Genomic DNA, 11,702 nt, shown 5'->3' with positions numbered 1-11,702 from the left:
CCATTTGAACTGTTTGGGATGCTACATGCCGTCGATCAAGATCCGCGAGAACGAACCTTTTGAAATTGCCATCCGCCGCTTTAAGCGCGCCTGTGAAAAGGCCGGCGTCCTGTCGGAAGTGCGCCGCCGCGAATATTACGAAAAGCCCACCGAGGAACGCAAACGCAAGGCCGCCGCGGCCATCAAACGGCATCTGAAGAAACTCTCGCGCGAACGCTTCGCGCTGCAGAACCTGCGCAAGGGCCGTCCTCAGCAATAAACGGATCCATTCGGAACGCACACATGGCTGAGCAAGACGCGGGGCTGAAAGCACTCCTGCAGAGCGACATGAAAGCGGCACTCAAGTCAGGTGAGAAAGAACGCCTGGCGACGATCCGCCTGATCCTCGCCGCCGTCAAGCAAAAGGAGGTCGACGAGCGCATCTTGCTCGACGACGCGCAAATCGTCATGGTGCTCGACAAGATGGCGAAGCAGCGGCGCGAGTCCATCGCCCAGTACGAAGCCGCCGGACGCAACGATCTGGCTGCCGTCGAGCAGGCAGAACTCGCGATCATCCAGACATACCTCCCTCAGGCACTGAGCGAAGAAGAGGTCTCGGCCATACTGCAGGCGGCCATCGAGGAATCCGGCGCGAAGGGCATCGGCGACATGGGAAAGGTCATGGCCCTGGCCAAGCCGAAGCTGCAGGGGCGGACAGACATGTCCGCAGCCAGCGCGCGGGTCAGATCACTGTTGAGCTGAGTTCGCGTTTCCCCGCCGATGAGGCAAGGACGAGCCGGTGGGAACCCCTCTTTCCCCAATGGCCGGCCGACTCCCTCGCGAATTCATTGACGACCTCATAGCGCGCATCGATATCGTCGATCTCATCGACGCGCGCGTCCCCTTGAAGAAGTCGGGCTCCAGCTTCCTGGCCCGATGCCCCTTCCATTCGGAAAAGACGCCCAGTTTTTCCGTCAGCCGGGAAAAGCAGTTCTACCATTGTTTCGGCTGCGGCGCCCATGGCAATGCCATCAGCTTTCTGATGGATTACGAACACCAGAGCTTCCCGGAAGCCGTGGAAACCCTGGCCACGCTGGCAGGGATTGATCTGCCGAAAGCCATGGCCACCCCGGGGGCGAATCCTTCTGCTTCGCTCCAACCAGTCTATGACATTCTGGAGCGGGCGGCAGGCTTCTATATCCAGCAGCTCCGCGACCATCCCGATGCCGAACAGGCCAAAATCTATCTGCGCAAGCGCGGCCTGACCGGTGAAATCGCTCGCCGCTACCGGCTCGGATACGCCCCGCCGGGCTGGAACAGCCTGCCGGCGGACTGGCCCAGAACGCTTCTGATCCAGAGCGGTCTGGTCATCGAGAAAGGCCGCTCCTGCTACGATCGATTCCGCCATCGGATCATGTTTCCCATTCGGGACCGGCGCGGCCGCGTCATTGGCTTCGGCGGCCGCACCCTGGGCGATGACACGCCGAAATATTTGAACTCGCCGGAAACGGAGGTGTTCAGAAAAGGCAAGGAACTGTACGGTCTGCACGAGCTGCTGGAATCGACCCCCCGCCCCCGGCGGATCCTCGTGGTCGAAGGCTACCTGGACGTCATCGCCCTGGCTCAGCACGGGATCAACGACGCCGTCGCGACGCTCGGCACTTCCACGTCCGCCGAGCATGTGCACTTGTTGTTCCGTTTCACCAGGGAAATCGTTTTCTGTTTCGATGGCGATGCCGCCGGCCATAAGGCAGCCTGGCGGGCGCTGGAAGCCAGCCTTCCGCTGCTGCAGGAAGGACGCGAAATACGCTTCATACACCTGCCGGCAGGCGAAGACCCGGATTCACTGATCCGCAAGGAAGGGCGCGAGGCATTCGAGCGTCGTATTGGCCAAGCCTCACCGTTCTCCGATTACCTGTTTCGAACGCTGCAAACAGACCTGGATCTACGCAGCATCGAAGGACGCGCGACGCTGCAGAAACAGGCCCGGGAACTTCTGGACCGCCTCCCGGTCGGAGCATTCAGGACATTGATGGAACAACGGCTGAGCGAATTCACCGGTGTGGTGACCCAGGCGCCCGCCTCGAAATCCCTCGAAAACCGGCTGGGCCATCCTTCCGGGCAGGTACGCCCCCCGTCCGCGTGGCGGAATGTGGTCACCCTCCTATTACACCGCCCTCGGCTCGCGAAACTCATCTCACCGGAAATCAGGGCCCGGCTCATCGAAAACCCCCGCGCCGGCCCCCTCATCGCACGCATCCTGGAATACACCGATCTGCGAGAGACACCGACGGCGGGCATGCTGTTCGAACATCTGCGGGAAACACCGGAAGGCGAACTGGCCCGAAACCTCTTGAAACCGGGGTTGCTCACGCCGGAAGAAGGAATGGAGAGGGAATTCGTCGATGCCTTGGACCGGGTGCGCGCACTGCTTCGGGACGAGCGGCTGAGCCAATTGATCGACAAGTCGAAGGTCGCCCAACTCACTGATAGTGAACGGGAAGAGCTGCGGAAACTGACAGGAGGAAAATCTTGAAACTCGACTAACGCCACCCCATCTTCTACAATGAAAAGTTCTTCAGTACCACCCACCCCTCCAGCGCGAGTTCGTTAATGACGCCAGAACAGCAGCAGCACCAGCTTAAGGAACTTATTGCTAAGGGCAAGATGCAGGGCTACCTCACCTTTTCCGAGGTCAACGATCATCTCCCCAGCGACATCGTCGATCCCGAGCAGATGGAAGACATCATCTGCATGATCAACGACATGGGAATCGAAGTCCACGAGGATGTCCCCGACAACGAAGACCTGATCCAGGACACGGCGGTGGTGGCCGAATCCGACGAGGATGAAGCCGCGGAAGTCGCAGCGGCGCTCGCTTCGTCGGTCGATACCGAACTTGGGCGCACCACCGATCCCGTGCGGATGTACATGCGCGAAATGGGGACCGTGGAGCTGCTGACCCGCGAAGGCGAGCTGAGCATCGCCAAGCGCATCGAAGAGGGGCTCAACATCGCCGCCAACGAACTGGTACGGTTCCCGGCAGCCATGGAACATTTCCTCAAAGCCTTCGAGACCGTCGACAACGGCGAACTCAGACTCTCCGATCTGATCTCCGATTTCTTCGATCCCGCCACGGCAGACACGGTGGCAACCGAAGACGACGCCGAAGCGGAAATCATCGATGAAGGCGATACCGGCCCCGACCCCGAGCTGGTAAAAGAAAAATTGGCGGCTTTCCGCAAGCTGCACAAGGCAGCCGTCACCGCCCACCACAAGTACGGCTACGGCCACGAGAAGACGCAGAAGTCGTTCGATGCCCTGGCCACGGCCTTCATGGAATTCAAGAAGACCCCGCAGTTCTTCAAGGAACTGACCGATACGCTGCGCGACACCGTGGCGAAAATCCGCGAGCAGGAACGCGCGCTCACGGACATCTGCGTGACCAAAGGGAAGATGCCCAAGGCGGAGTTCATAGAGTCGTTCAGCGGCAGTGAAACCGACGAGGGATGGCTCGACCGGGTATGCGATCCGGCGAAACCCTATGCGGCTGCGATCAAGGCCCATGCGGAGGAAATTCGCCGGATTCAGGCCAAACTGGCTCAAATCGAGAAGGAGAACCGGCTCGACATCGCGCTCATCAAAGACATTCATCGCCGAGTGTCCGCGGGGGAGAACCAGGCACGCCTGGCCAAACGCGAAATGATCGAAGCGAACCTTCGTCTCGTCATCTCCATCGCCAAGAAATACACCAACCGGGGACTGCAGTTCCTGGACCTGATCCAGGAAGGCAACATCGGCCTGATGAAGGCGGTGGACAAGTTCGAGTATCGGCGGGGCTACAAGTTTTCGACTTACGCAACCTGGTGGATCCGCCAGGCCATCACACGGTCCATCGCCGACCAGGCGCGCACGATCCGTATTCCGGTACACATGATCGAGACGATCAACAAACTCAACCGCATTTCGCGGCAAATGCTGCAGGAAATGGGGCGCGAGCCGACGCCGGATGAGCTCGCCGCACGCATGGACATGCCGGAAGACAAGGTGCGCAAGGTGATGAAGATCGCCAAGGAACCCATTTCCATGGAGACCCCCATCGGCGACGACGACGATTCGCACCTGGGGGACTTCATCGAGGACTCCCGCGTCCTGTCACCGGTCGAGCATGCCACCGTGGCCAGCCTGCGCGAAACCACCCAACAGGTGCTTGCCGGACTGACCGCCCGGGAGGCGAAGGTACTCCGGATGCGTTTTGGCATCGACATGAACACCGACCACACGCTGGAAGAGGTCGGAAAGCAGTTTGACGTGACGCGTGAACGCATCCGCCAGATCGAAGCCAAAGCCCTGCGCAAATTGCGCCACCCATCACGGTCCGAACAGTTGCGCAGCTTTCTGGACATCGAATGACGGACATCGAGTTTGGGCCCTTAGCTCAGTCGGTTAGAGCGAGCGACTCATAATCGCCAGGTCGTAGGTTCAAGTCCTACAGGGCCCACCATTTTAGAGTTTCACCCCGTCTCAAGACGACTCAGAACCCGCAAGCTACAAGGCTTTGCGGGTTTTTTGTTGTCTCACGGCATATCACCGGATAACATCCAGTACCATCATTCCCGATGGTATCTTTGTTGGCATCGTCCATACCAGCGGGTTCGATGCCATCAATCCGGAGCAATCGCCCATGCTGCAAGACATCGAGGCCCGCAAGGCTAGGCCGAAGGACAAGCCCTACAAGCTGACCGACGAACGAGGTCTGTATCTGCTCGTTACCCCGCAAGGGGGGAGGCTTTGGCGGATGAATTACCGCTTCGAGGGGAAGCAGAAGACCCTATCTTTCGGGCAATACCCGGACGTCACCCTGGCCGACGCCCGCAGCCGCCGCGACGACGCCCGGAGGCTGCTGGCGCAAGGCATCGACCCGAGTGCGGAGCGAAAGGCGACCAAGACCGCCGAACGGGAGACATTCGAGGCCATCGCCCGCGAATGGCACGCGAGGTTCTCGCCGTCATGGGCACAGACCCACGCCAAGCGGGTGCTGGAGCGGCTGGAGAATCACATCTTTCCCTATCTGGGCGGCAAGCCCGTTTCGGGGCTGACCGCGCCTGTCATCCTTGCCGTGCTGCGAAGGCTAGAGGATACCGGCAAGGTTGAGAGCGCCCACCGAATCAAGGGTATCGTCGGGCAGGTGATGAGGTATGCCGTCGCCAGCGGACGCGCTGAATCAGATCCGACGCAATCCCTACGCGGAGCCTTGGCTCCAGTCTCGAAGGTGCATCACCCGGCGCTACTGGAGCCGCAGGAGATAGGCAAGGTGCTGCGCATCCTGCACGGCTACAGCGGAACGCCGGCAGTACGCGCAGCCTTGCGGCTGGGCCCGCTGGTATTCGTCCGTCCGGGTGAGCTGCGCACCATGAAATGGGAAGACCTGGACATCGAGGCCGGCGAGTGGCGGTTCACCCTGAGCAAGACGGGAACACCCCACATCGTGCCACTGTCTGCCCTGGCGCTGGAGATCATCGAGGAACTTCGACCGCTGACGGGCCGCGGCGTCTACGTCATGCCTTCGGCGCGGTCACCGTCCGGCATCCGGCCTATGTCGGAAGGTGCCGTACTTGGGGCTTACCGTTCCCTTGGTATCGCCAAGGACACCCTGGTAGGCCACGGCTGGCGTGCTACGGCGCGCACGCTGCTGGTGGAGAAGCTGAACTTCCGGGTGGACATCGTGGAGCAGCAGCTCGGCCACGTGGTGCGCGATCCGCTCGGCCGAGCCTACAACCGGACGACCTTCCTTGATGAGCGCAAGGCGATGATGGAGACCTGGGCCCGGTATCTGGAGGGGCTGCGGACTGGCGCGGAGGTGATTCCGATCCGGCAAGCAAGATAATGAAATAACATCCCGTCTCACCCCGTATCACAATTACTCAAGTTTGTTAAGGCGGAAATTTTTCCGGGTTAACAGTCTCAAATTGAGTGCATATATTTCGTGCCGTCTCAACAAATGCCCTACGGAGGCATGATGGCAGCACGAAGCGAAAACAAGACAGTACGCCAGCTTTCTGAAGCAGGTTTTCTCCGAATCTGGGACATAACGCCGGACGTCGTTCCGGTAAGCCGAGCCACGCTCTGGAGGATGGTGCGAGACGGTAGATTTCCCAGGCCAATCAAGCTTGGGCCCGGAACGACCTGCTGGAGAACGTCGGAAGTTCGTCAGTGGCTTGAATCCCAAACTCCGGAGGCCGCATGAGCGCCTTCGCCCACGACCAGCCGATCAAGCCTGGCCTGCGGGATCGGGCGCCGATAAGTTCTTCCCTTGTCTTCGGCAAGGCTTCCATCAAGAAGTCTGATAATGCGCCGGCAGGATCCGCTGTAAGCTGTTCCGCGTCCCAGTTCGCAAACTGGGCCGGGTTTGGCGACTCGGAGAACGTAGGCGCACCACGCGCCCCACGTCGGCGCTTTTTTTTGCGCCCGGCGATGTTCGACGGCGGGTGGTGCGGGGAGACCTTCGGGTCTGCCGGTCCTACGTCCGGTTCGCCAACCCCGCATCATCCGCCACCCCAACCGTTTGGCGACGGTCAGTGGCGGTTCCCACACCAACGTAGGAGCCACACCATGAACCACCCCACCCTGGGCGAGCTGCGCCCGCAATCTGTCCTATCCCGCCTGGCCGCCCGTGTTCATTCGGCTCAAGCGCTGCTGGAGCTGGCGGCGGAGTCGCCGAAATTCGCATCCGCCGAACGCCTGGAAGTGGTCATCGACACCCTTTGTGACGCTGCCGTCGACCTGGGCGGCATCGTTGAAGGTCTGCGGGAGGGCGCGCGATGAAAACGGCGTACTCGATCCCTCAAATCAGAACCCTCCTCGAGGCCCGGTTCGGCGCCAAAAATTTCCGCATCACCCGAACCGGAGCGATTCACGTTTACGCCATCGCGCCAAATACGGGCAGAGTCATGTGGTGGTTTTGGGGCTATGTCGGCGCCGCTGATACCGAGCTTCGACTTGATGAGCTGGCCGCCGAGTACGGCGAGGAGGAGGCCGCATGATGCCAGCCTTCAACGACTACCCAGAAAAACCCGGCCGGCGGAGGACGCCGAAACGAAAGTGGAAACGTAAGAGACGACAAAGCCCGCGTGGCGGCGGGCTTCATCTGGGCGTTCTGAGCTTTGGGGACGGCTCAAGCGGAAGTCTAGGCCAGCCGTGGGCGGCAGGCAAGGAGGCGCGCCTATGCTGACCTCTGACCCCATTGAGCAATTCCGCGACGCCATCCAGGCCGCCGGTCTGGAGCCACCGGACCACATCACACCCGGCAAGCTGCACCGCTTCCCCGGCGCTGGTAAACGCAACGGCGATGATGCCGGCTGGTGCAAGCTGTTCCCCGATGGCCGGGGCGGCGTGTTTGGCGACTGGTCGAGCGATCTTTCCGTCAACTGGATGGCTGGCCGATCCGGCGGCGACTGGACCGCCGAGGAACTGGCCGAGTTCAAGCGGCAAGTCGAGCAGGCCCGCAAGGAGCGCCAGGCTGACGAAGCCAAGCGCCGGAAGGATGCCGCACGCAAGGCGGGAAAGCTGGCCGCCGAGGCTGCCCCGGCCGCGGCCGATCACCCCTACCTGGTCCGTAAGAACATCGAGCCGGTTCCGGCGCTGCTGGAACTGCCGTTGGATCGGGTTAAGGCCATCCTGGGTTATGCGCCGGCATCGAGGGGTGAGGCGCTGGCCGGGCGCATCCTGATTGCCCCGGTCACCGTCGAAGGCGAGCTGTCCACCTGTGAGTTGATCGACGAGCAAGGCCGGAAGTCCGCCATTGCCGGAGGGCGGAAGGCCGGCGGCTGCTGGACGCCCGAGCCGATCCCGGAGGACGCCGAAATCATCGCCATCGGCGAAGGCATTGCGACGGTCCTATCCGTGCGGCAGGCCACCGGCTGGCCGGTACTGGCGGCGCTGTCGTCTGGAAACCTGGAAGCCGTGGCGCGGCAGATGCGGGAGCGCTACCCGGCGGCGCAGCTGGTCATTCTGGCCGATCTGGTTAAAGCGACCGGATGCCCCGACGAGCATGCGGCGGCAGCGGCGAGAGCCGTGGGCGGCGTGCTAGCGGTCCCGCAGTTCGGATACGAACGGGCACCAGGGCATACTGACTTCAACGACATGGCGACGGCGTGCGGGCTGGAATTCGTTCGGACATTGTTGAATTCAGGGGTTACCGAGGTTACCGGGGTTACGCCCACGGATGGCGCGGCTTCCAGCGGTAACCCCGAAAAATCGAATGAGGTTACCGGGGTTACCAGAACCGGCGCATGCCCCATCCCTAACGAATACGAGCGCCCTAAGTTCGTGGTGCTGGACGACTGGACCAAACACGGCGACCGACCGTATCGCCCCGGCGTGTGGCTGTTCGGTATCAAGGGAGGCAAGGACGACGGCCCGCAGATGCTGACCGAGCAATGGATATGTTCACCGCTGCACGTCGAGGCCATCACCCACGACGCGGCCGACGGCAATTTCGGCCTCTTGCTGCGGTTCAAGAATATCCTGGGCCGCTGGCGGGAATGGGCCATGCCGATGGAGTTGCTACGCGGATCGGGCGAGGAGCTGCGCGGCGAGCTGCTGGCGATGGGCGTGCGGATCGACCCCAGTTCCCACCGGCTTCTGGGGCAATACTTGCAGGCGGTAACCCCGAAGCGGCGCGTCACCTGCGCCTTGCAAACCGGCTGGTCTGGATCGTCGTTCGTGCTGCCGGACACCGTGATCGGCCAGGCGGCTTCCGGGGTGATCTTCCAATCCGGCGAGCGCGGGCACGACGAGTACACCACCGCCGGCACGCTGGACGGTTGGCAGGCCGAGATTGCCGGGCGGGCCGCCGGTAACCCCTTGCTGATGCTGGCGCTGTCCGCTGCCTTTGCCGGGCCGCTGCTGGCGAAGTGCAACGCCGAATCCGGCGGGCTGCACTTCGTTGGCGATTCGTCTACCGGAAAGACCACCTTGCTTGAGGCTGCCTGTTCCGTCTGGGGCGGGCCGAATTACCGCCGGAGCTGGCGCGCCACGGCGAACGGTATGGAAGGCGCGGCGGCGCTGTTCAATGATGGCCTGCTGGCGCTGGACGAAATCTCGGAATGCGATCCCCGAGAGGTGGGCGCAATCGTCTACGCCTTGGGTAACGGTCGGGGCAAACAGCGGGCCAGCCGGAGCGGCGGCGCGCGGGGCGTGGTCCGCTGGCGCTGCCTGGTCATGTCCAGCGGCGAGCGCACCATCGGCACCACAATGGCCGAGGGCGGGCACCGAGCCAAGGCGGGCCAGGGCGTGCGGCTGCTGGATGTGCCGGCGGCGCGTGCGTTCGGCTGTTTCGATGCGCTGCACGGCTTCGAGTCCGGCGCGGCGCTGTCCGATGCAATCAAGCGAGCGGCTGCGAGCTGTCACGGTCACGCCGGCCGCGCCTTCCTGGAACGACTCACCCGTGATACCCGCGACTTCTGCGCCTTCTACGAACGGCTCAAGGCCCTGCCGATCTGGGGCGATCCCGGCGAAGGTCAAGACAAGCGGGCGGCTGCGCGGTTCGCCTTGCTGGCGCTGGCCGGCGAGCTGGCGACCGAGTACAGCGTCACCGGATGGACGGAGGGCATGGCGCTTGAGGCGGCCGCCGAGGGATTCCTACTATGGCGATCAACGCGCGGCCAGGGCAATGACGAGCGCCGGCAAGTGCTGGAGCAGGTTTCGGCGTTCATCGACCGCCACGGCGATGGCCGGTTTTCGTCTACTGATGGCGGTAGTGAACCCTTGATCCGGGATCGGGCCGGCTGGTGGAAGGACGGGCCCGGCGGGCGAACCTATCTGTTCACGGCGGACGGGCTGCGCGAGGCGCTCAAAGGTTTCGACTTCAAGCGGGCCTTGGACGTGCTGGAGCAAGTCGGGGCATTGCCGGCGGCCGGGGCGGATGGGAAGCGGGCGCGCGCCTACAAAATCGGTGGTCGCGTGGTGAAGCTATACCCGCTGGCTTCCGAAAAAGTGGGGGGCGACCATGAGCCTTGATGAGCTGTTATCCCGCCTGGAGTGGAAGGCCGCAAGCCAGGAGGTAACCCCGGTAACCCCAGCAAGAAATCAGGGGTTACCGCTGAAAGCCACGGATGGCGGGGCGGTAACCCTGGTAACCCCAGTAACCCCGAAAAAAATCGAAGCCGAGAACAATGCACGAAACCGCCGGGCCGTGATCCGGTTCCGGCTGAAGGCGGGCCAGGGCGGCGGCGTTGCCGTCGGCGAGTGTTCCGCCGATGAACTGATGGGCGATCTGCGGCAGCGGTACGGCCGGCGCTTAGGCTCATGCGAGGTGATCCGATGACCACCCGAGCGAAGCGCCGTAAGCAACTCCGCGAAGGTCCGGACCGGAGCTTCCGCGAATTCGTTTCCACCCCAGCGGAGCGGCGGCACCTGGACGCCATGCCGGCTCGAAGAAAGGACATCCGATTCCCTGGGGCGATATCCCTTTGACGTCCAGTTTCTTCCTTCTTCATCCCTGGTCTTCCAGTTTATCTCACACATTCCCGTTCATTTATCTCACTCTCACTCAGCCAGCTCTTTCCCGAGTTCCTTCAGAGCGGCCTTCTCCTGGTCGATCAAACCCGCCACCGCGGCCGAATTTTTAGCCGGGGCCATGTCCACGGCGGCGATACGGCCTTTGCGGAGCACTACGCGAAGTCCGGTAACGCCACGGAGGCGGCGCGGGCGGCGGGGTATTCGGAGCGGTCAGCAAACCGGATCGGACCGAAATTGTTGTCAGATGTTGGTATCGCGGCCTACGTCGAGGAGCTGGCGGAAAAGCTGCGATCGAAGCGCATCGCCGATGTGGTGGAGCTGCGGGAGTTTTGGACAAGTGTGCTGCGCAGCCCCACCGAGGAGATGAGGGATCGCATCAAGGCCGCTGAGCTGCTGGCAAAGTCGCTGGGGCTGTTCTTGGAGAAGGTCCAGCTATCCGGCCCGAACGGCGCACCACTGGGACCGCCGCCTAACCTGGTCATCAATTTCGTGCCGGCGAAAGACGGCATGCCCGTGATCGAGGCCGCGCCATGACACGGGAGGAAGGGCTGGCGGAGCTGGAGCCGAGGGCATCGCTCGAGCTGCTGGTCAAGGCCGCCGAGATGGAGCAGACGGCCGCCAGATTCAGGGCCACAGCCTTGAAGACCCTGGCCCGGTATCGGCTGTCGGACTGGGAGCATGGGGCGAGGTTGCTAGGGCTGGACCCGGTGGAGGTCCGGCGGATGGTCGAGCAGGCAGAGACCCAAGACGGTCGGGAGTGATCCGGCACATGTTGGCTTTCCCGGAAGAAATCGACACTCGGCGGAGCACCTGTCGAGAATCCGGGTGCGGATCGACGCGGCAAATCCGACATCGACCACCACGTGGTGGGCCAGCCATCGGGCGGGCTTTTTTGTATCATCAAGGATCGCGGAGTTTCACCTAAGCGCCGAATGAATGATGGTAGTTCTGATGGTATTCGAGGAAACGCGACGAGCCATTGACCTATGAATCCTTGGCTACACCGGATTGTTCAGTAGCTACAGGGCCCACCATTCTTTCTCAACACATCGATGGAGAGAGGCATTTTCAGGGCTTCGTGTCGCAACCCGCCCGGTGGTCCGTCAACCGGGCACAGCGACGTGTGCCACGATGCCCGAAAATCGCAGCCCCACGACCCGCCTTCGCGACGACGACCGTCACAAAGGCCGCGTTCTTGATCG

Annotated in this window: 13 protein-coding genes and 1 tRNA gene; 13 read left to right on the top strand and 1 reads right to left on the bottom strand. The window is 62.4% G+C overall.

Annotated elements, in window-relative coordinates; genetic code table 11:
* Positions 1-25 precede the first annotated feature (25 nt).
* From rpsU to ACSHWJ_RS15150, 11 genes are all read left to right on the top strand, one after another.
* Entirely contained in the window at positions 26-259 is a 234-nt protein-coding gene (gene rpsU / locus ACSHWJ_RS15200) for a 30S ribosomal protein S21 (RefSeq protein WP_010962181.1), read from the top strand.
* Positions 260-282: 23 nt separating this feature from the next.
* On the top strand, positions 283-741 hold the full coding sequence (locus tag ACSHWJ_RS15195) for a GatB/YqeY domain-containing protein (protein ID WP_010962182.1): 459 nt from the start codon (positions 283-285) through the stop codon (positions 739-741).
* Positions 742-799: 58 nt separating this feature from the next.
* Positions 800-2,515: a DNA primase gene (dnaG, locus tag ACSHWJ_RS15190; protein ID WP_432540011.1), complete on the top strand. Its 1,716-nt coding sequence runs from the start codon at positions 800-802 to the stop codon at positions 2,513-2,515.
* A 77-nt stretch (positions 2,516-2,592) separates the two neighbouring features.
* A complete protein-coding gene (gene rpoD, locus ACSHWJ_RS15185) occupies positions 2,593-4,392 on the top strand; it encodes an RNA polymerase sigma factor RpoD (RefSeq protein WP_432540010.1) in 1,800 nt (599 codons plus the stop codon).
* A 14-nt stretch (positions 4,393-4,406) separates the two neighbouring features.
* A tRNA-Ile gene (locus tag ACSHWJ_RS15180) sits at positions 4,407-4,483 on the top strand.
* 180 nt (positions 4,484-4,663) lie between these two features.
* On the top strand, positions 4,664-5,866 hold the full coding sequence (locus tag ACSHWJ_RS15175; protein ID WP_432540009.1) for a tyrosine-type recombinase/integrase: 1,203 nt from the start codon (positions 4,664-4,666) through the stop codon (positions 5,864-5,866).
* A gap of 114 nt (positions 5,867-5,980) precedes the next feature.
* The gene (locus ACSHWJ_RS15170; RefSeq protein WP_432540008.1) at positions 5,981-6,226 is read left to right on the top strand and encodes a helix-turn-helix transcriptional regulator; all 246 of its coding nucleotides are present in this window, start codon (positions 5,981-5,983) and stop codon (positions 6,224-6,226) included.
* 365 nt (positions 6,227-6,591) lie between these two features.
* Complete coding sequence (locus ACSHWJ_RS15165) at positions 6,592-6,804, top strand: hypothetical protein (protein ID WP_432540007.1); 213 nt, start codon at positions 6,592-6,594, stop codon at positions 6,802-6,804.
* Entirely contained in the window at positions 6,801-7,022 is a 222-nt protein-coding gene (locus tag ACSHWJ_RS15160; protein ID WP_432540006.1) for a hypothetical protein, read from the top strand. Before ACSHWJ_RS15165 ends, ACSHWJ_RS15160 begins: the two co-directional genes overlap by 4 nt.
* Before the next feature lie 181 nt (positions 7,023-7,203).
* Positions 7,204-9,999, top strand: a complete 2,796-nt coding sequence (locus ACSHWJ_RS15155) for a DUF927 domain-containing protein (protein WP_432540005.1) — start codon at positions 7,204-7,206, stop codon at positions 9,997-9,999.
* On the top strand, positions 9,989-10,306 hold the full coding sequence (locus tag ACSHWJ_RS15150; protein ID WP_432540004.1) for a hypothetical protein: 318 nt from the start codon (positions 9,989-9,991) through the stop codon (positions 10,304-10,306). The genes ACSHWJ_RS15155 and ACSHWJ_RS15150 overlap by 11 nt, the downstream gene beginning before the upstream one ends.
* A 221-nt stretch (positions 10,307-10,527) precedes the next feature.
* Here the strand turns inward: ACSHWJ_RS15150 and ACSHWJ_RS15145 are convergent, their stop codons facing one another.
* Positions 10,528-10,653: a hypothetical protein gene (locus ACSHWJ_RS15145; RefSeq protein WP_435928751.1), complete on the bottom strand. Its 126-nt coding sequence runs from the start codon at positions 10,651-10,653 to the stop codon at positions 10,528-10,530.
* Between ACSHWJ_RS15145 and ACSHWJ_RS15140 the strand changes: the two genes are divergently transcribed.
* Positions 10,603-11,034, top strand: coding sequence for a terminase small subunit (locus ACSHWJ_RS15140; RefSeq protein WP_435928755.1), 432 nt, complete (start codon positions 10,603-10,605; stop codon positions 11,032-11,034). The two genes, ACSHWJ_RS15145 and ACSHWJ_RS15140, sit on opposite strands and share 51 nt — an antisense overlap.
* Positions 11,031-11,261 (top strand): hypothetical protein, encoded by a 231-nt coding sequence (locus tag ACSHWJ_RS15135; RefSeq protein WP_432540003.1) that lies wholly within the window; start codon positions 11,031-11,033, stop codon positions 11,259-11,261. Before ACSHWJ_RS15140 ends, ACSHWJ_RS15135 begins: the two co-directional genes overlap by 4 nt.
* The last annotated feature ends 441 nt before the right edge of the window (positions 11,262-11,702 follow it).

This window comes from Methylococcus sp. S1M (assembly GCF_051295855.1).
GTDB lineage: Bacteria > Pseudomonadota > Gammaproteobacteria > Methylococcales > Methylococcaceae > Methylococcus > Methylococcus capsulatus.
The sequence above is the reverse complement of the archived record's forward strand: the minus strand, read 5'-3'. Positions and strand labels throughout refer to the sequence as shown.